The organism is Brenneria sp. L4-2C (assembly GCF_040240335.1).
Taxonomy (GTDB): Bacteria; Pseudomonadota; Gammaproteobacteria; order Enterobacterales; family Enterobacteriaceae; genus Brenneria.
Map to the genome: position 1 here is coordinate 188,856 of NZ_JBEIAC010000002.1, position 18,878 is coordinate 207,733.

The 18,878-nt window shown below is 56.4% G+C and carries 18 protein-coding genes; 3 read left to right on the forward strand and 15 right to left on the reverse strand.

Annotated features, from left to right (window positions below):
- Positions 1–17 precede the first annotated feature (17 nt).
- The 13 genes from lplA to lolC all read right to left on the reverse strand — a co-directional run bounded on the left by lplA (position 18) and on the right by lolC (position 12,086).
- Entirely contained in the window at positions 18–1,034 is a 1,017-nt protein-coding gene (lplA, locus tag ABRZ26_RS04750) for a lipoate--protein ligase (RefSeq protein WP_319603115.1), read from the reverse strand.
- Between the two features lie 27 nt (positions 1,035–1,061).
- Positions 1,062–1,532, reverse strand: coding sequence for a C40 family peptidase (locus tag ABRZ26_RS04755; protein ID WP_413556097.1), 471 nt, complete (start codon positions 1,530–1,532; stop codon positions 1,062–1,064).
- Positions 1,533–1,631: 99 nt separating this feature from the next.
- Positions 1,632–2,417, reverse strand: coding sequence for a vitamin B12 ABC transporter ATP-binding protein BtuD (gene btuD / locus ABRZ26_RS04760; RefSeq protein ID WP_319603116.1), 786 nt, complete (start codon positions 2,415–2,417; stop codon positions 1,632–1,634).
- Positions 2,418–2,969, reverse strand: coding sequence for a glutathione peroxidase (locus ABRZ26_RS04765; RefSeq protein ID WP_319603117.1), 552 nt, complete (start codon positions 2,967–2,969; stop codon positions 2,418–2,420).
- Positions 2,970–3,032: 63 nt separating this feature from the next.
- Positions 3,033–4,034, reverse strand: coding sequence for a vitamin B12 ABC transporter permease BtuC (gene btuC, locus ABRZ26_RS04770; RefSeq protein WP_319603118.1), 1,002 nt, complete (start codon positions 4,032–4,034; stop codon positions 3,033–3,035).
- A 216-nt stretch (positions 4,035–4,250) separates the two neighbouring features.
- Positions 4,251–5,054 (reverse strand): MetQ/NlpA family ABC transporter substrate-binding protein, encoded by an 804-nt coding sequence (locus tag ABRZ26_RS04775; protein WP_413556119.1) that lies wholly within the window; start codon positions 5,052–5,054, stop codon positions 4,251–4,253.
- Positions 5,055–5,096: 42 nt separating this feature from the next.
- Positions 5,097–5,765, reverse strand: coding sequence for a methionine ABC transporter permease (locus ABRZ26_RS04780; protein WP_009112368.1), 669 nt, complete (start codon positions 5,763–5,765; stop codon positions 5,097–5,099).
- Positions 5,758–6,783 (reverse strand): methionine ABC transporter ATP-binding protein, encoded by a 1,026-nt coding sequence (locus ABRZ26_RS04785; RefSeq protein ID WP_319603120.1) that lies wholly within the window; start codon positions 6,781–6,783, stop codon positions 5,758–5,760. The genes ABRZ26_RS04780 and ABRZ26_RS04785 overlap by 8 nt, the downstream gene beginning before the upstream one ends.
- Before the next feature lie 342 nt (positions 6,784–7,125).
- Positions 7,126–7,956, reverse strand: a complete 831-nt coding sequence (gene cobB, locus ABRZ26_RS04790; RefSeq protein ID WP_319603121.1) for a Sir2 family NAD+-dependent deacetylase — start codon at positions 7,954–7,956, stop codon at positions 7,126–7,128.
- Positions 7,957–7,967: 11 nt separating this feature from the next.
- Positions 7,968–8,882 (reverse strand): N-acetylglucosamine kinase, encoded by a 915-nt coding sequence (nagK, locus tag ABRZ26_RS04795; RefSeq protein WP_319603122.1) that lies wholly within the window; start codon positions 8,880–8,882, stop codon positions 7,968–7,970.
- Between the two features lie 57 nt (positions 8,883–8,939).
- The gene (gene lolE / locus ABRZ26_RS04800) at positions 8,940–10,187 is read right to left on the reverse strand and encodes a lipoprotein-releasing ABC transporter permease subunit LolE (RefSeq protein WP_319603123.1); all 1,248 of its coding nucleotides are present in this window, start codon (positions 10,185–10,187) and stop codon (positions 8,940–8,942) included.
- Positions 10,184–10,891 (reverse strand): lipoprotein-releasing ABC transporter ATP-binding protein LolD, encoded by a 708-nt coding sequence (gene lolD, locus ABRZ26_RS04805; protein WP_319603124.1) that lies wholly within the window; start codon positions 10,889–10,891, stop codon positions 10,184–10,186. Before lolD ends, lolE begins: the two co-directional genes overlap by 4 nt.
- On the reverse strand, positions 10,884–12,086 hold the full coding sequence (gene lolC / locus ABRZ26_RS04810) for a lipoprotein-releasing ABC transporter permease subunit LolC (RefSeq protein ID WP_319603125.1): 1,203 nt from the start codon (positions 12,084–12,086) through the stop codon (positions 10,884–10,886). Before lolC ends, lolD begins: the two co-directional genes overlap by 8 nt.
- A gap of 137 nt (positions 12,087–12,223) precedes the next feature.
- Here lolC and mfd point away from each other — a divergent pair, with 137 nt between their 5' ends.
- On the forward strand, positions 12,224–15,673 hold the full coding sequence (gene mfd, locus ABRZ26_RS04815; protein WP_319603126.1) for a transcription-repair coupling factor: 3,450 nt from the start codon (positions 12,224–12,226) through the stop codon (positions 15,671–15,673).
- 249 nt (positions 15,674–15,922) lie between these two features.
- Entirely contained in the window at positions 15,923–17,614 is a 1,692-nt protein-coding gene (treA, locus tag ABRZ26_RS04820) for an alpha,alpha-trehalase TreA (protein ID WP_319603127.1), read from the forward strand.
- Positions 17,615–17,620: 6 nt separating this feature from the next.
- Here treA and ABRZ26_RS04825 read toward each other — a convergent pair whose 3' ends face one another.
- Both ABRZ26_RS04825 and ABRZ26_RS04830 read right to left on the reverse strand, forming a co-directional pair.
- Positions 17,621–17,938 (reverse strand): hypothetical protein, encoded by a 318-nt coding sequence (locus tag ABRZ26_RS04825; RefSeq protein WP_319603128.1) that lies wholly within the window; start codon positions 17,936–17,938, stop codon positions 17,621–17,623.
- Positions 17,939–18,042: 104 nt separating this feature from the next.
- Positions 18,043–18,291, reverse strand: coding sequence for a hypothetical protein (locus ABRZ26_RS04830; RefSeq protein WP_319603129.1), 249 nt, complete (start codon positions 18,289–18,291; stop codon positions 18,043–18,045).
- 50 nt (positions 18,292–18,341) lie between these two features.
- On the opposite strand from ABRZ26_RS04830, the gene ABRZ26_RS04835 reads away from it, so the two are divergent.
- Positions 18,342–18,602, forward strand: coding sequence for a hypothetical protein (locus ABRZ26_RS04835; RefSeq protein ID WP_319603130.1), 261 nt, complete (start codon positions 18,342–18,344; stop codon positions 18,600–18,602).
- The last annotated feature ends 276 nt before the right edge of the window (positions 18,603–18,878 follow it).

Genomic DNA, 18,878 nt, shown 5'->3' on the forward strand with positions numbered 1-18,878 from the left:
AGGCCGCAGGCGATTAATCAGCGGATGCTTTGCGCCAGCCAGGCGGCCATTTGCTGTAGTTCATTTTGCTGTTGCGGGAATGTCGCTATCAGTTGCCCACAGACGACGGCCATGCTTTCCGGCCGATAGGGCGTATTACTCAGGGCGAGGGCCAGCGCCTCCAGCGGCGCGGGATTCAGGCTATCGGTAAAGACCTGTGTGCGGGTAATGACGCCATGCTCAACGTCAAAATGCAACTCAACGCCTCCCCAGGCAAAGCGGTTATCCAAAAGATGAGTAAAAGCCGGCGCCTGGCCGAAATTCCACTCCCAGCTGCTCTGGCGGGCAAACTGCTCGCTGAAGCCCGGCAAATCCGGAAAGGCGGCGGGGGAAATGATTTCCGGCTCGCAGCGTTCGCCGTAATATTCAAAAAAGGCCTGCGTCGCCGACTGACAGATTTGCTGATGACCGATAGCGGGCAATAACTCAACCAGATTCGCGACCCGGGAGCGTACCGACGTAATACCCTTGGCCTGCAATTTTTTCACATCGGGGTTGAGATAATCCGCTAAGCGGCTCAGATCGGCGTTTAATAGCAACGTGCCGTGATGGAAACCGCGATCTTTGGTTTCCCGGTATGCGGAACCCGATATTTTTCGGCTGCCGTCAGGCGTATCAATCACCAGATCGTTACGGCCGGAAGCGCTGGCGTTAATCCCGAGCTGCGCCAGCGCGTCGAGGATAATTTGGGTTGAAACGCTTTTATCGTATTCAGGCTTTCCCGCCATAAAGGTAAAGCAGGTATTACCGAGATCGTGAAACACCGCGCCGCCGCCGCTGCTGCGTCGAGCCAGTTTGATGCCGTCTTCTTCCATCCGACGCGTATTACACTCTTTCCACGGATTCTGCGCCCGACCGATAACCACCGTTTCGGCGTTGCGCCACAAAAACAATACCCGTTGCGTGGTCGGCATTTGCCGAAATATGCACTCCTCAACGGCCAGGTTGAACCAGGGGTCGAAAGAGTCGGAGAGTAACAGACGCAGCGAAGACATAAGGCTCCATAGACGCGCAAAGGCGCATCAGATACGGCGGGCCTGCCAGTAAGCCCGCTTCCAATAGACGTTATCCAGCGATGAGCGAATCACGCCCTGACTGGTGGAGGCGTGGATAAACTTGTCGTCTTTATCGTAGATTCCCACGTGCAGCCCGTTGCCGCCGCTGCCGGTTTTGAAAAACACCAGATCGCCCGGCATCAGGCTGTCGCGATCCACGCGTTCGCCCAATTCCGTTTGCGCATCGGTGCTGCGCGGTAAACGAATGCCGAAACGGTCGCGAAAGGTCAGATAGACAAAGCCGGAACAATCAATACCGTTGCGATCCAGACCGCCATAGCGGTATGGCGTACGATGCCATTGATGCAGTTGATCGTTTAATTGCGCCACCACCATTATCGAATCGCTCAGGCGCGCATCCGGCGGTGGATTGCGGTGACTGCTGCACCCCGCCAAGATCAGGCTTGCCAACACCAACACATGTTTTAAACGCATCATGTTTTTTTACCCGAATCCGCCGGTTAATCGCTATCAGAATGATATATCTGCTTAATCTAGCGTTGAAAGGGTATGGCTGGCAAGTAAAGCCGATTCTTCCTAATTTTCGTCGCCGCGGCGGGTTATCAGCCAGTCGCGGCCGTCGACGCGACAACGCTGGAAATCGACGCCGAAAACCGGTGATAAGATTTCAGGCTGCATCACGTCGGCGGTATCGCCATGCGCCGCCAGTCGTCCGCCGGACATCAGCCAGACGCCGTCGGCGTGTTGCAGGCTGTGGTTCAGATCATGAGCGCAGACGATAACCGTTACGCCGGACCGACATAGCGTATGAAGCAATTCATCCAGCGCCACCTGTTGCGCGACATCCAGACTGTTGGCCGGTTCATCCAGCAGCAGTAAACGACCATAGGGATTGGCCGCCGGCCAAATCTGCAACAGCGCGGCGGCAAGCCTGACCCGTTGCCACTCCCCGCCGGACAATCGGGTTAACGCGCGCGATAGCTTGTCGGCCAGCATCAGCTTTTGCGCCAGAAAACCGACGACATCGTCGTTTATCGCCTCGCTGGCCGCCGGCGGCTGATGCAAACGCAAATACTGAAACACCGGCATCATCGCCGTCGGGGGCTGTTGCTGCGCCAGATACGCCCGATGCCACGCCAACTCCCGCGCGGGCCAGTCCGCCAGCCGTCGGCCGGACAGACAGACATCGCCCTCGCCGTCCAGCATGCCAGCGATTCTGGCCAGCAGGGTGCTTTTCCCCGCGCCATTCGGGCCGATGACATGCAACAGCCGACCGCTCCCGCACGCGACGTTGACCGGAGACAAGCGGGGCGAAACGCCGGCCTGCCTCAGTTGCAACAAGGGAGAGGATTGCCGCGCCAATTACTTCGCCAGCGCCGCTTTGACGGCGTCGACCACCGCCGGATCGTCGGGGGTAAAATCGGGGGCGAAACGCTGAATCACCTGACCCTCGCGGGAAATCAGGAACTTCTCAAAATTCCACAAGATATCTTCCGGGTGAGCGGGCTTACGTCCTTTGTTGACCAGCCGGGCGTAAAACCCGCTCAGCAAAGAACCGGTTGCTTTAGGCTGCTCGCGGATCAATAGCTGGTACAACGGGTGACGGTTCGCGCCGTTGACTTCGATCTTGCTGAACAGCGGAAACTGAACGCCAAACGTGGTGCGGCAAAATTCCTGGATCTCCGCCTCGCTGCCCGGCTCCTGTCCGGCAAACTCATTCGATGGAAATCCAAGCACCACAAAACCCTTATCGCGATAGGTTTCGTAGATTTTTTCCAATGCATCATACTGCTTGGTCAGGCCGCATTTCGACGCCACATTGACGATTAACGCCACCTTACCCTGATAGGGTTCGAGCGTGGTGTCTTGTCCGTCGATGGTTTTCAGGGGAATGCTATAGATTTCATTACTCATCGTCTTGATCCTTTTTATCCTGTGGGGATGATGGCCGTCAGCCATTGCTGGCTACGCGGTGAGCTAAATCCTGTTACGTAACAACAACCAGATAAACCAGGGTGCGCCCAGCGTAGCGGTAACGACGCCAATCGGCAACTCGGACGACGCTAACGCCACCCGGGCCAGCGTATCGGCCAGCATCAGAATCGAGCCGCCGGCCAACGCGCAACCGGTTAATAAATAACGATGATCGGTTAGGCCGCCCAGCCGCAGCATATGCGGAATAATCAAGCCGACAAAACCGATCACGCCCGCCAGCGCCACGCTTACCCCGACCAACACGCCGACCACCAGCACCAGCACATTGCGCCAGACGTAAACCGATACGCCCAGTTGGCGGGCCTGAATCTCCCCCAGCGCCAGCCGGTTCAACACATGCCCCTGCGCGCTCAGCCACAGAATAAACGGCGCCAGCGCCAGCATCAGCCAGCCATAGCGCCAGTCGATTCCGCTGAATCCGCCCATCATCCAGTACATCAACTGGCGCAAATCCAGACTGGTGCTGAAATAGACCGCCCAGGTCATGACCGCGCTACAGATAATCCCCAGCGATACGCCGATCAGCAGCAGACGCGCGTTGGAAACCTGTTTGCGGGCAAAGCGCAGCAGCAGAAAGGTGATCAACAGCGCGCCGGCGATGGCGCTCAGGCTTAAAACCCAGACGGGCAGCGCGCCCTGCCCGATTAACACCGTGAGCACCAGCGCGACGCCCGCGCCGTTGGCGACGCCCAGCAGTCCCGGTTCGGCCAGCGGGTTATCAAATATCGACTGCATCACCGCGCCGCACATCGCCAGGCTGGCGCCCACCAGCAGCACCGCCAGGGTTCTGGGGAAACGCAACTGCCAGACAAAGATGCGCTGCGCGTCGTCCAGCCAATGTAGCGGCCAAATCCAGCGGTCGCCCGCGCACAGCCCTATTGTCAGCGCCGTCAGGGTCAGAAGAAACAGCAGAGCCAACCGCTGACGATCCCGCACGCGCCGCCGCTGTTTTAACTGGGTATATCCCGAATTCAAAGGCTGCATAATCCAATCCGCGAAAAAAGGAAAGGCGCCTGTCCCGACAGGCGCTGGCGCTATGGTAACCGATTTTGGCCGTCGCTTCCGCGCCCGCTGCGATGAATGTAAGCTCTGCCTCTTTAATCACGCGGCGATGTTCGCCGTTGATCAGATCAATGAATGTGCGGATGGTACAGCGGCGCAACCCTCCCCTTCTCAGGGGAAGGCGCAAAGACGGGATTATTAATTTACCGGGATGACCGCGCCGGCATATTTCTGGTTGATAAAGTCCTGGATCGCCTTGGAGTGCAGAACCTCAACCAGCGCTTTAATCTCCGGTTTGTTTTCATCGCCGCGACGAACGGTGATGATGTTGGCATACGGATTATCTTCGCCGCTCTCTACCGCAATCGGATCTTTAGTCGGATTCAGACCGGCATCGATGGCGTAGTTGGCGTTGATCACCACCGCATCCCCTTCGTTATTGGCATAAACCTGCGGCAACAGGCCGCGCTCTACGCTCGGCAGGAATTGCAGCTTTTTCGGGTTTTCGACGATATCGCTGATACGGGCGTCAACGCGCTTGACCTCCGGTTTCAGTTTAATGACGCCGGCCTTTTCGAAAATGGACAGGATACGCCCCTCTTCAGCCACCGCGTCGCCGAGAATGATCTTGCCGTTTTCCGGCAAATCTTGCAGGCTCTTGTGCTTTTTGGAGTAAATGCCGATCGGTTCGATATGGATCGCCCCTGCATTGACGAAATCATAACTCTTATCGCCGGCGTGATCTTTCAGCACGCTTTCCAGATAGGGAACATGCTGGAAATAGTTGGCGTCGATATCACGGCTGGCTAACGCCGTATTGGGCAGAATATAGTCCTGAAAGCGCTGGATCTGGAGGTCAACGCCCTCTTTCGCCAGAATCGGTTTCGCCTGCTCAAGAATTTCGGCGTGCGGAACGTTCGACGCCCCCACCACCAGTTTGCTGTCCGCGACCGCAGAAAACGCGGTCAGACTCAGTGCGGTCAGAGAGGCATAAGCCAGCATTAAAATTTTACGCGTCTTCATCATCATCATTCCTTTATCATATTAACGTTTATCAAGAATTGCCGTAACGGTATCGCCAATAAACTGGATAATGAAAACCAGTAGCAGGATCATTATCGTCGCCACCAGCGTCACATCGCCGTGATTGCGTTGAAAACCTTCCAGATAGGCCAGATTGCCCAGCCCTCCGGCCCCAATGACGCCCGCCATAGCGGTATAACTCACCAGCGCGATTAGCGTGACCGTAATCCCGGAAACCAGCGCCGGTGAAGACTCGGGCAATAGCACCCTGAAAATGATGGTACTGATTCTGGCCCCCATCGAGCGGGCCGCCTCAATCACCCCTTTATCCACTTCGCGCAGGCCGATTTCCACCAGCCGGGCGTAAAACGGCGCCGCGCCGATAATCAATGCCGGCAAGGCCGCATTGGCGCCTAAGATGGTGCCGACGATGACCCGGGTAAACGGGATCAGCAGCACGATCAAAATAATAAACGGAATGGAGCGGAAGACGTTGACCACTACCGAAACCAGCGTATACACCAGCCGGTTTTGCAATAGCTGCCCGCGGGAGGTGAGAAATAACAGCACGCCCAGTATCACCCCCAGCACAAAAGTCGCCAGCCCGGCGATGGCCGTCATGTAAATCGTTTCATAGGTCGCATCAAGCAGACGGTCGACCTGTAGGTGAGGGAACAGTGTCTCAAGCATGTTTAATCACCTCGGCCGTAATGTTCTTTTCCTGTACCAATGCCAGCATGTCTGCCAACTGCCGTTCATTTCCCTCTACGTGAACATAGATCTCGCCAAATGCGCCATTTAACGTCTGGGTTATTTTGCCGTGCAAAATATTGATGGTCAGACCGTAACGCTGGATTAATTCCGAAATCACCGGCTGCTGGGTTTGTACGCCGACAAAGGTCAGTTTGACCACCGCGCCGGACAGCGACTCGACCAGCAGCGGATTGAAGCTCTCCTGCGTCTCTTCATACTGCGTCACCTGCCTGACAAACTGCTGGGTAATCGCCTGCTGAGGATGGGTAAAGACATCCAGCACCGCGCCCTCCTCGACGATGCGGCCGTTTTCCATCACCGCCACGCGCTGACAAATTTTGCGCACCACGTGCATCTCATGGGTGATCAGCACGATGGTCAGATTCAGCTTGCGGTTGATATCCAGCAGCAAATCAAGAATAGCGTCGGTGGTTTGCGGATCGAGCGCGGACGTCGCTTCGTCGCACAGCAACACCACCGGATTGTTCGCCAATGCGCGGGCGATCCCCACCCGCTGCTTTTGTCCGCCGCTTAGCTGGGAAGGATAGGCGTTTTCCCGTCCCTGCAACCCCACCAGCGCGATCAGTTCCGCCACTCTGGTCTTGATGTGCGCTTTTTTGACCCCGGCGATCTGCATCGAAAAGGCTATATTTTCACTCACCGTTCGCGACCACAGCAAATTGAAGTGCTGGAAAACCATGCTAATGCGCAAACGCGCCGCGCGCAGCTGTGCGCCGTTGGCTTTGGCGATATCCTGCCCGTCAACCACAATCGAACCGCTGGTAGGGGTTTCAAGGCCGTTCAACAGGCGGATCAGGGTACTTTTCCCGGCGCCGCTGTAACCGATGATGCCGTAAATCTGCCCGGTTTCGACACTCAGGCTAACGTCTTCAACCGCGCGAATAGAGCCAGAGGAACTATCGAATACTTTCGAGACATTCGAGAGAGTAATCATTATGAAGCACATCCCATTATTATCTTTTATTCCTTAATTATTAAGGAGTTAAATCACGCATTACAATAAACTCGATGCGCCGATATCGTCACATAATCCTATCCGGCCGCAAAAGAATGTGTTAATGACCTGGCTCGGGAGGATCCTACCGAGCCAGTCAATATAAGGAAAGAATATAAAGTTTATTAGTTATTCGCTAATCGAATAAAAAGCGGAGTAACGGTAGAAAAATCATCGACATGACGTTGCCGACAAACTCGCCGGTAGGCGTGCTATACCAAAACGAAGCGCGACAGCCCCTCGCTGCGCGCTACTGGCGAACTGTCTTTGTTAACGGCCTGATCAAAATGCGATATTTTTTCGCCGCGTCAGCCAGGCGCCGACGAATTCGGGTACTACCGCGCCGGCCGGGCCATAGATTTTTTCGTCAAACTGACTTTCCACCTGACTGGGTTCAAGATTCAGTTCGATGGTATAGGCGCCATGCACATGCGCTTCCTGCACGAAGCCGGCGGCGGGATAAACATGGCCGGAGGTGCCGATGGCGATAAAATAATCGGCCTGTGACAGCGCCTGATAAATTCTATCTATTTCCAGCGGCATTTCGCCGAACCATACGATATGCGGACGTAACGGCGCGGGAAACTGGCAGCAGTGGCAGCGATCTTCAACCGACAGATCGCCTGTCCAGTCGAATACCTGACCGCTGCGGCAACAGCGTACCTTCAGTAATTCGCCGTGCATATGCACAACGCGTTGGCTGCCGGCCCGCTCGTGCAGGTTATCGATATTCTGCGTGATAAGTAAAAAATTGTCGCCCAGCGACGCCTCCAGTTCGGCCAGCGCCAGATGCGCCGCGTTGGGCTTGATTTCAGGCTGCTGCAACTGGCGACGGCGGGCATTATAAAACGCCTGCACCAGTTGCGGGTCGCGCTGGAAACCCTCCGGGGTCGCCACATCTTCGACCCGGTGCTCTTCCCACAGGCCATCGGCGGCACGAAAGGTTCGAATGCCTGACTCCGCGGAAACGCCCGCGCCGGTTAAAACAACAACTCGTGGTTTCTTCACTTCAGTTACCGCCAGATAATCTCTGTGGAAAATACGTGCCCGCAGACGCTGCTGACGCATTCGTTTCCCTTTGTGAAAACGTCCTAACCGTTGATGCGAATGCATAACTGCTCCTGCTATTTGTCCATTAAGTGTAGCAAAGCCGCGCCGCGAATGCCGCCGGCATCGCCATACCGCGCCTTGGCGATACGCGGCAGTTTGGCAATCGGCAATAAACGCGGGGGTAAACGGGTGGGTAATATTTGATAAATTTCATCAAAATTCGACAATCCGCCGCCCAGCACCAGCAGGTGGGGATCGATAAGGGTTAACAGATTGCCCAGGCAGGCCGCCAGCAAATCCATAAAGCGGTCGACGAACGCCAGCGCATTGGCATCGCCTGCGCGATAGTGTCTGATGATGGTGACGGCCGGCAACGTCTGTTGATAAAAATGCGCATACAGCCACTCAAATCCGCGCCCTGAAATGTAATTTTCAATACAGCCGCTTTGTCCGCAGCCGCATTTTACACGGGGAATATCGTCCCCCAGCACAGCCAGCGCGTCGGACGGTAAACGCAGGTGGCCTATCTCGCCCGCCATGCCGTTGCGGCCATCCACCGGGCGGCCGTTAATCACCAGCCCGCCGCCCACGCCGGTGCCGAGGATCATGCCCAGCACCACCGGGTAACGGCGGAACTCCGCATTCCAGGCTTCCGACAGAACAAAACAGTTAGCGTCGTTGTTGATACGGATTTCGCGATGCAGCAACTGCCCCAGATCCTGAGCCAGCGGCCGCCCCATGGTCGCGGGTAAATTCGCGGTAAACAACGCGCCATTCTCCCCCGTCTGGACACCCGGCACGCCGATGCCGATTTTTCCGGCCATCCCCGTCTGCGCATCGGCTTCCCGGGTCAGATCGACCAGCGTGTTCAGCAGCGCCTCATAGCTATTGCGCGGCGTGGGAACCCGCTTCTGCCAGACTTTATTCAGTTCGGCGTCGAATACGCCCAGCTCGATTTTCGTGCCGCCCATATCAAAACCGTAATACATGACCGCCCCTCGATAAATAATCCGCCCATCATTAAAGATAAGCGGAGGGTGAAAAGGTCACTGCCCGCTTAATACGCGCGCAGGGTCAATCCGGCTGGCGCGGCGCGCCGGATACCAACTGGCTATCAGACTCAGCACCAGCGCCGTCGCCAGTACGCTGATGACATCGATCGCATGTAACTCCGATGGCAGAAAATCAATGAAATAAATATCGCCCGATAAAAAACGATGACCGGTTATCGATTCAATGCCGCGAATAATATTGGTCAGTTGCAGGGTGGCTATCACCCCGACGATGACGCCGATCACGCTGCCCAGCAAGCCGGCCAGCAAACCGTACCAGACGAATATCGCGCGGATCAGTCCATCCGTGGCGCCCAGCGTACGCAACACCGCAATGTCGCCGCTTTTATCTTTAACCGCCATCACCAGCGTAGAAACAATATTAAAACAGGCCACGCCGATCACCAGTATCATCGCCAGATACATAATAGTGCGCACCATCTGGATATCCCGATACATATAGCCGTAGGTGCCGATCCAACTGCGAATGTATACATAGGCGTTGGTCACCTCGCCGGCGCTGCGCACCAGTTTATTGGCGCTGAAGACGTCGGCAGCCTTAATCGCAATTCCCGACACGCTATCGCCCATATCCAGATATTGCTGCGCGTCCGCCAGCGGCACCAGCGCCAGACTGTGGTCGAGCTGACCGCTGAGCTGCAAAATACCGCTGACGTGAAGACGGATGCGCTTCGGCTGCATCAGTTTCATCTGCGGATCGTTATTGGGGATCATCACCGTGACCCAATCGCCTTCATTCACGTTCAGCGCTTTTGCCACGCCCTGACCGATAATCACCTGCTGTTCGCCGGCATGAAAATTTTTCCAGCCGTCATTCAGCACAAAACGCGGCAACGCGCTGAGCTCACTCTCTTGCTGCGGATCGACGCCTTTCATTTGAATGGCCCGCAGATTGGCGCCGTTCTCCAGCAGCCCGGTGAAATTGATATAGGGCGCGGCGGCCGCGACGCCCGGCACCTGCTCAATTTTAGGCAGAATATTGCGCCAACCGTCAAACGGCTGGTCCACCGGCTCGATTTCCCCGTGGGGAACCACCGCCAGGATGCGATTATTCAACTCGCGTTCAAAACCATTCATCGCGCTTAAGCCGACGATCAGCACCGCGACGCCCAGCGCGATACCCGCCGTCGAGATAACCGAGATCAGTGAAACCATGCCGCCGCGCCGACGGCCGCGACTAAAGCGCAGACCAATCAGCAGGGAGAGCGGAGGAAATCTCATTGCGGCACTCCCGTTAACGTCAGTTCCTGCTGTAACTGACCATCGCGCATTTCCAACTGACGGCTCAGGCGACCGGCCAGTTGCAAATCATGGGTAACCACCAGAAACGCCGTACCCTGCCGAACATTCAACTCGCCCAGCAGTTCAAAAATCGTATCCGCCGTGCGCTGGTCCAGATTCCCGGTCGGTTCATCCGCCAGCACCAGAGAAGGACTGTTCACCAACGCGCGGGCAATGGCGACGCGCTGGCGCTCCCCGCCGGAAAGCTCCGCCGACCGGTGATGGCTGCGCGTTTCCAGCCCGACCGCCGCCAGCATTTCCCGCGCCTTTTCCTGCGCCTGCGCCGCCGGCACATGGCCGATCAACAGCGGCATAGCGACATTTTCCAGCGCGGTAAAATCCGGCAGCAGATGGTGGAACTGATAAATAAAGCCCAGTTCGCGGTTGCGCAACGCGGATTTATCCGCCGCGGAGAGCCGGCTCATCTGTTGACCTTTAAAGATCACCTCACCGGAGGTCGGCGAGTCCAGACCGCCTAATAAATGCAATAAGGTACTTTTACCCGACCCCGAACTGCCGACAATCGCCATCATTTCCCCGCAGCGCATCTCAAAAGAGACGTTGCGCAGGACATCCGTCGACAATTTGCCTTCCTGATAACGCTTGCACAGGTTATTGCACTGCAATAACAGTAAATCACTCATAACGTAAAGCCTCGGCTGGTTGAACGGCGGCGGCGCGCCATGACGGATACAGCGTGGATAACAGGGCAATCGCCATCGCCGCGACGGCGATGACGATCACCTGCAACGGCGCTATCGCCACCGGCAGCGCGGCGCCGTCAAGCAATAATCCCAACGCCGGCATCAGCGTATTCAACTGACTGGCCAACAGCGTTCCCAATAGCGCGCCCAATAAGGCGCCGATAATCCCGGCGCTGCCGCCCTGCACCATAAACACCGCCATAATCTGACGTTGGGTCAGTCCCTGCGTTTGCAGAATGGCGACCTCGCCCTGTTTCTCCATCACCAGCAGCCCCAGCGACGTAATAATATTGAAGGCCGCAACCGCAACGATCAGGCTCAACAACAGCCCCATCATATTTTTTTCCATCCGCACCGCCTGGAATAACTCGCCCTTGCGCTCGCGCCAGTCTTTCCACACCAGCCCTTCCGGCAGCGTCTGGCCGCTCAGTTCATCGACCGTCAGCGGTTGATCGAGCCACAGGCGCCAGCCGGTGATATTGCCGAGCGGATAACGCATCAGCCGTGAAGCATCCTGCTGATTGACCAACAGCTGGTAGCCGTCAACCTCGCTGTTGGCGGCGAATGTCCCGGCGACGGTGAAGATGCGCTGGCTGGGAATGCGGCCCATCGGCGTGAGCTGACTGGCGCTGGGTACCATCAGACGCAGCGGATCGCCGCGCTTTACCCCCAGTTGCGAAGCCAGTTGCTCGCCGAGGATGACCTGATATTGTCCCGGCTGAAGCTGCTGCTGGCGCACATTCACCAGATAGCGCGCCAGCGGGTCCGGCTGGTCCGGATTGACCCCCAGCATCACGCCGACCGCGACGCTGCGGGCGCTTTGCAGCACCACCTCGCCGGTGGTCAGCGGCGCCAGGCGGTTAACGCCCTGTAGCGCCTCCAGCGACGAGACGGGATAAGTTTGCGGATCGAGCGATCCCTGCGTGGTGGCGATCAACGCCTGCGGCATCAGCCCCAGGATATTGTTCTCCAGTTCACGCTCAAAACCGTTCATAACCGACAGTACGGTAACCAGCGCCATCACGCCCAGCGTGATGCCAATAGCCGATAACCAAGAGACAAACCGCCCGAAGCGGTCTGATGCCCGGCCGCGCATATAACGCAAGCCGATGAATAATGCGACAGGTTGATACATGAAATCCGTCTGGATGAGGTTGCCAAAGCAAAGTGTTCAAGGATAATAAAGGGTAGTACCGCTTTATGGAACCCTAACACCCTCACTCTCCGGCTTTTTCTTAGCGGATACCGGGGTCGAGACCTGATAATCAGATTATGCCTGAAAAATATCGTTATTCGTTGCCGCTTAAATCGGGCGAGCAACGCCTGCTGGGAGAATTGACCGGCGCGGCCTGCGCCGTGGAATGTGCGGAGATTATCGACCGCCATGCCGGACTGGTTATTCTTATCGCCCCGGATATGCAGAACGCCTTGCGCCTTCGCGATGAAATTCAGCAATTTACCGAACAACCCGTCACCACATTGTCGGACTGGGAAACGCTGCCTTACGACAGTTTCTCGCCGCATCAGGAAATCATTTCCAACCGGCTCGCGACCCTGTATCAGTTGCCGCTGATGGAACGCGGCGTGTTGATTCTGCCGATCAACACGCTGATGCAGCGCGTCTGTCCGCATAATTTTTTGCACGGCCACGCCCTGATGCTGAAAAAAGGTCAGCGTTTATCGCGCGACAAATTGCGTACCCAACTGGAGCAGGCCGGTTATCGCAGCGTCGATCAGGTCATGGAGCACGGGGAATACGCCACGCGCGGCGCGCTGCTGGACCTGTTCCCCATGGGAAGCGAAGAGCCTTACCGGATCGACTTCTTTGACGATGAAATTGACAGCCTGCGGCTGTTTGACGTGGATACCCAGCGCACGTTAAATGAAGTGCCGCTGATCAATTTGCTGCCCGCCCACGAGTTTCCAACCGATAAAAACGCCATCGAGCTGTTCCGCAGTCAGTGGCGCGAACGCTTTGAAGTCCGACGGGATGCCGAACACCTGTATCAGCAGGTCAGCAAAAGCGCCTGGCCCGCGGGTATTGAATACTGGCAGCCGCTGTTTTTTGATCAACCGCTGCCCTCGCTGTTCAGCTATTTTCCCGACCATACGCTGGTGGTGAATACCGGCGATATCGAACAGAGCGCCGAACGTTTCTGGCAGGATATTCAGCAACGCTTCGAGAGCCGCCGGGTCGATCCCATGCGTCCGCTGTTGCCGCCGGACTCGTTATGGCTGCGGGTCGACAGCCTGTTCTCCGAACTGAAGGCGTGGCCGCGCGTCCAACTGCGCACCGATACCCTGCCGGCAAAAGCCGCCAACAAAAATCTGGGCTACCAGCCGTTGCCCGATCTGGCCGTCCAGCCCCAGTTGAAGTCGCCGTTGGATCCCCTGCGCCGTTTTCTCGAACAGTTTGACGGTCAGGTGATTTTTTCCGTCGAAAGCGAAGGCCGACGCGAAACGCTGCAAGAGTTGCTGGCGCGCATCAAATTGAAGCCGGCGACGATTAACCGTCTGGATCAGGCGCCACAAGGCGCCGCTTGCCTGATGATCGGCGCCAGCGAGCACGGCTTTATCGATACGCTGCGCCAGCGGGCGCTGATTTGCGAAAGCGATTTATTAGGCGAACGCGTAAGCCGGCGGCGGCAGGATAACCGGCGGGCGATTAACACCGACACCTTGATTCGTAACCTGGCGGAGCTGCGGCCGGGCCAGCCGGTGGTGCATCTGGAACACGGCGTCGGGCGCTACGCCGGCATGACCACGCTGGAAGCGGGCGGCATCAAAGCCGAGTACCTGATTCTGACCTATGCCGGGGAAGATAAACTTTATGTGCCGGTCTCCTCGCTGCATCTGATCAGCCGTTATGCCGGCGGCGCGGACGAAAGCGCCCCGCTGCACAAATTAGGCGGCGACGCCTGGTCGCGCGCGCGGCAGAAAGCCGCCGAGAAAGTGCGCGATGTGGCGGCCGAACTGCTGGATGTTTATGCGCAGCGCGCCGCCAAAAGCGGCTTCGCCTTCAAGCACGACAAAGCGCAGTACCAGCTTTTCTGCGAGAGTTTCCCGTTTGAAACCACGCCCGACCAGGCGCAGGCGATCAACGCCGTGCTGAGCGACATGTGTCAACCGCTGGCGATGGATCGCCTGGTGTGCGGCGACGTGGGCTTTGGTAAAACCGAAGTCGCGATGCGCGCCGCGTTCCTCGCGGTGGAAAACCATAAGCAGGTGGCGGTGCTGGTGCCGACCACCCTGCTGGCGCAGCAGCATTACGACAACTTCCGCGATCGCTTCGCCAACTGGCCGATCAAAATCGAAATGATCTCCCGCTTTCGCAGCGCGCGCGAACAAACGCAGATCATGACGGAAACCCAGGAAGGCAAGATCGATATTCTTATCGGTACGCACAAACTGTTGCAGAGCGATGTGCGCTGGCGCGATCTGGGCCTGCTGATTGTCGATGAAGAGCATCGCTTCGGCGTACGCCATAAAGAGCGGATCAAAGCCATGCGCGCCGACGTGGATATCCTTACCCTGACCGCTACGCCGATCCCGCGCACCCTGAACATGGCGATGAGCGGCATGCGCGACCTGTCGATTATCGCCACGCCGCCGGCCCGCCGTCTGGCGGTGAAAACCTTTGTGCGCGAATATGACGATCTGGTGGTGCGCGAGGCCATCCTGCGTGAAATCCTGCGCGGCGGTCAGGTGTACTATCTCTACAACGATGTGGAAAACATCGAAAAAGCCACCCAGCGACTGGCCGAGCTGGTGCCGGAGGCGCGCTTTACCATCGGCCACGGCCAGATGCGCGAGCGCGATCTGGAACGGGTGATGAATGATTTCCATCACCAGCGTTTCAATGTGCTGGTCTGCACCACCATTATCGAAACCGGCATCGATATTCCCAGCGCCAATACCATCATCATTGAACGGGCCGATCATTTCGGACTGGCGCAGTTGCATCAGCTGCGCGGCCGCGTCGGGCGCTCACACCATCAGGCCTACGCCTACCTGCTGACGCCGCATCCCAAAGCGATGAGCGGCGATGCGCACAAACGGCTGGAGGCGATCGCCTCGCTGGAGGATTTAGGCGCGGGCTTTGCGCTGGCCACGCACGATCTGGAAATTCGCGGGGCGGGCGAACTGCTGGGCGAAGACCAGAGCGGACAGATGACCAGCGTGGGTTTTTCGCTGTATATGGAACTGCTGGAAAGCGCGGTGGACGCGCTGAAGGCCGGTCGCGAGCCGTCGCTGGAAGATCTGATCAGCAGCCAGACCGAGGTGGAGTTGCGCCTGCCCGCGCTGCTGCCGGAAGATTTTATTCCCGACGTCAATACCCGCCTCTCTTTCTACAAACGCATCGCCAGCGCTAAGCAGCCGCAGGAGCTGGATGAGCTCAAAGTCGAGCTTATCGATCGTTTCGGCCTGTTGCCGGATGCCACGCGGCATCTGTTGCAGGTGGCGGCGCTGCGCCAGCAGGCGCAATTGCTGGGGATCAAACGCATCGAAGGCCATGAAAAAGGCGGGTTTATCGAATTCAGCGAACAAAACCGCGTCGATCCGACGCATTTGATCGGGCTGCTTCAGCATAACCCCGGCGTTTACCGTCTGGACGGCCCGACGCGGCTGAAATTCATCAAGGATCTCACGTCACGGCCGCAGCGCATCGAGTTTATCCAGACGCTGTTAACCAATATGGCGCAGCATACGCTGGCGGCATAGCCCTCTATCTTCCCTTCTGCGGCATTGGGCGGCGACGCCCAATGCCGACAATCAGATAGTCCTGCTCTGCAGGAAAAATTTGAACTGCGCCTCACTTTTACCGCCGTCAACGGCAAACGCCCTCGCTGACGGACTACGCTTATTCACTCAGCCATTTCCATTGCGCGGTCAGTCCGGCTCGCCGCATGCATTGTTCCGCCTTATCGGCAACGTTCGGGCTTTACCGGTCTTACATAAGGAGATTTGCGCATGTTTTCCGCTTCCCTGCATGGAATAAAAACCTCGCTGGCGCCCCTTGCGCTGGCGTTCAGCCTCGGCATTGCCTTTTCCTCGCTGGCCGCCGCCGCGACGGAACCCGCGACGGCAATCCCCCCGCCCGACACGGCGGTCGCGGCGCCTCAGCCGCCCGATGTATTGCTGGGGCCGCTGTTCACCGACGTGCAAACGGCCAGGCTGTTCCCCGACCAGAAAACCTTCGCCGACGCCGTGCCGAAAGAAGATCCGGCCGCTATCCTGGATCGCTATATGCGGCAAAAACCGTCGCCCGGCTTCGATTTGCTGCGCTTCGTCGAGCGCTATTTCACCCTGCCGCAAGAAGGCGAGGCTTACGTCCCTCCCGCCGGACAGACGTTGCGCCAGCATATTGACGGCCTGTGGCCGGTGCTGACGCGCGCCACCGCCCAGGTGTCGCCGTACGACTCGCTGCTGCCGCTGCCCCATAGCTACGTGGTGCCGGGCGGCCGTTTTCGCGAAATTTACTACTGGGACAGCTATTTCACCATGCTGGGTCTGGCGGAAAGCGGCAACTGGACGCTGGTGCGCAATATGACGGATAACTTCGCCCACGAAATCGACCGCTACGGTCATATTCCCAACGGCAACCGCACCTACTACCTCAGTCGTTCGCAGCCGCCCTTCTTCTCGTTTATGGTGGAACTGCTGGCGCAACATCAGGGAGAGAAGATCTATGCGCATTATCTGCCGCAGTTGAAAAAAGAGTACCACTACTGGATGCGCGGCAGCGTGGGACTGCCGAACGGGCAGGCCGGCGATCGCGTGGTGCGCCTTGACGACGGCAGCGTGCTGAACCGTTACTGGGACGAACGCAATACGCCGCGCACCGAATCCTATCTGGAAGATAGGACCACCGCCGCTCAGGCCAACGGTCGAGCTGCCGCCGAGGTGTATCGCGATCTGCGCGCCGGCGCCGCCTCAGGCTGGGATTTCAGTTCGCGCTGGCTGCGCGATCCCCGCGATCTTTCCAGCATCCGCACCACCGACATTATTCCGGTGGACCTGAATTCGTTGCTGTTTCATCTCGAACTGACGCTGGCGCGCGGCGCCGAAGCCGCCGGCAATCAAACGGAAGCGGCGCACTTCCAACGCGTCGCCGATGAACGCAAACAGGCCGTCAACCGCTATCTGTGGAATCAACAGGACGGTTACTATAGCGACTATGACTGGCGTCGGCAGGCGATAACGCAGCCGATCACCGCGGCCGCGGTATTCCCGCTGTATGTCGGCATCGCGCCGCGCGATCGGGCGACGGCCACCGGCGACGCGGTGCGCAGACAGTTGCTGAAAGAAGGCGGGCTGACCACCACCACCATCAACACCGGCCAGCAGTGGGATGCGCCGAACGGTTGGGCGCCGCTGCAATGGGTCGCGGTAGAGGGCTTTAACCGTTACGGTCAGGACGCGCTGGCGCAGGCTATCGGCACCCGCTTCCTGGCCAATGTGCAAAAACTGTATGACGCCGAGCATAAGCTGGTGGAGAAATATGTGGTGGAAGGCGCGGGATTCGGCAGCGGCGGAGGCGGCGGCGAATATGCGCTGCAAGACGGCTTCGGCTGGACCAACGGCGTCACGCTGAAGCTGATGGCGCGCTACTGCGACGCCGTGCCGACCTGCCGGCGCGAGGAACGGGCTGCCGCGCAGTAACCCTGTTCAGAGCTGTGGAATAAAAAGGATTACGACGTTGTCGTTGTAATCCTTGATGTGTTTATGATTGACGGGATTTATATAGCTTGAAATATTAATCACTACCGCATAGGTAATTACAGTAACTATCAAATTGATGCATGTATGTGCAACCATATAAACCATTGCATAATCATGCGCACCTATTTTTCTTGAGAATGCTATAAATACTTGCTGTTGTTCAGTTGTCGATAAATCTGGATAGGGCAGTGTCCATGCCGCAAGAAAAAAGATGGCGATAAATATCACTGCCTTACCTATTTTATACATCACCTGTTTTACCATGCGTAATTACCATAGCCGGACCTCCGCCAGAGGAATCGCGCATGCGCGAAGAACATATGGAAGGTACTGAAATGCGAAAGCGTATACGATCTAATTTCGATACCTTATTTCTTTAGGAACGCAACAATAGTCCGCCTAACAAAGAATACTGATAAAAAGGCCAGTAAAATTGATAACGCCCCCAGGAAAATGAGAAGTGAAAGAAGCGGACTGAACAATCCCCCTATGCTTAACGCTTCACTAAGCTGCGCCAAACGCTCAGAAGATATTGAACGAATAATGGCATCAGGAATTATTAGAAAGTAAACAATTGCGATAAGAATGTATATAAGGGCAATTTTTACTCTGAACATGTTTGAGCTTATCCTTTGAGGTCGCTATAATCGATCGCTGTTTTAGTCGAATGATACAAGGAACCGTGCGATTTTCCTCATGGTTTGTTACAGGGACAAATATTTACGCTAACGCTCAGGTAGCGGCAGCTGCAGCAAGAAAACGTCAGTATCAGGATGCTGATTATTACCAGACTCTCTACAAAGAAAACATTGAAATGATCTATTTTCTAATCGAACATTATATATCTAAAATTATTTATCAAATAAAATTCGGCGATAATAATGAAGAAAAAATCATGGACGCTCTATATGAGATTTTGAAAAAATGAAACGTGTCATATTATGGGTATTGCAATCTTTTATATCTCTAGTTCCTGTTGCATTTATAGTCCTTGGCGCTTATTTTTTTATTAATTTCATTCCGACCTATTCAGCCCCACTTATCATCATCTGGATTATAATTGTTTCTTTTTTTTACATAAAATATAATCGATGGTATTAAAATTTTTGCTTCTATAACGATTGTTTCCTTTCTTTAAATCTGACCGCCGATGGGCGATTGCGCATATTTCCCCTTTACAACCCGGAGAGTAACGCAGTAAAGT

Bases quoted from the DNA above. Each gene is read 5' to 3' on its own strand.
- lplA (WP_319603115.1), bottom strand. From the start codon at position 1,034: ATGTCTTCGCTGCGTCTGTTACTCTCCGACTCTTTCGACCCCTGGTTC.
- ABRZ26_RS04755 (WP_413556097.1), bottom strand. From the start codon at position 1,532: ATGATGCGTTTAAAACATGTGTTGGTGTTGGCAAGCCTGATCTTGGCG.
- ABRZ26_RS04765 (WP_319603117.1), bottom strand. From the start codon at position 2,969: ATGAGTAATGAAATCTATAGCATTCCCCTGAAAACCATCGACGGACAA.
- btuC (WP_319603118.1), bottom strand. From the start codon at position 4,034: ATGCAGCCTTTGAATTCGGGATATACCCAGTTAAAACAGCGGCGGCGC.
- ABRZ26_RS04775 (WP_413556119.1), bottom strand. From the start codon at position 5,054: ATGCTGGCTTATGCCTCTCTGACCGCACTGAGTCTGACCGCGTTTTCT.
- ABRZ26_RS04780 (WP_009112368.1), bottom strand. From the start codon at position 5,765: ATGCTTGAGACACTGTTCCCTCACCTACAGGTCGACCGTCTGCTTGAT.
- ABRZ26_RS04785 (WP_319603120.1), bottom strand. From the start codon at position 6,783: ATGATTACTCTCTCGAATGTCTCGAAAGTATTCGATAGTTCCTCTGGC.
- cobB (WP_319603121.1), bottom strand. From the start codon at position 7,956: ATGCATTCGCATCAACGGTTAGGACGTTTTCACAAAGGGAAACGAATG.
- nagK (WP_319603122.1), bottom strand. From the start codon at position 8,882: ATGTATTACGGTTTTGATATGGGCGGCACGAAAATCGAGCTGGGCGTA.
- lolE (WP_319603123.1), bottom strand. From the start codon at position 10,187: ATGAGATTTCCTCCGCTCTCCCTGCTGATTGGTCTGCGCTTTAGTCGC.
- lolD (WP_319603124.1), bottom strand. From the start codon at position 10,891: ATGAGTGATTTACTGTTATTGCAGTGCAATAACCTGTGCAAGCGTTAT.
- lolC (WP_319603125.1), bottom strand. From the start codon at position 12,086: ATGTATCAACCTGTCGCATTATTCATCGGCTTGCGTTATATGCGCGGC.
- mfd (WP_319603126.1), top strand. From the start codon at position 12,224: ATGCCTGAAAAATATCGTTATTCGTTGCCGCTTAAATCGGGCGAGCAA.
- treA (WP_319603127.1), top strand. From the start codon at position 15,923: ATGTTTTCCGCTTCCCTGCATGGAATAAAAACCTCGCTGGCGCCCCTT.
- ABRZ26_RS04825 (WP_319603128.1), bottom strand. From the start codon at position 17,938: ATGGTAAAACAGGTGATGTATAAAATAGGTAAGGCAGTGATATTTATC.
- ABRZ26_RS04830 (WP_319603129.1), bottom strand. From the start codon at position 18,291: ATGTTCAGAGTAAAAATTGCCCTTATATACATTCTTATCGCAATTGTT.
- ABRZ26_RS04835 (WP_319603130.1), top strand. From the start codon at position 18,342: ATGATACAAGGAACCGTGCGATTTTCCTCATGGTTTGTTACAGGGACA.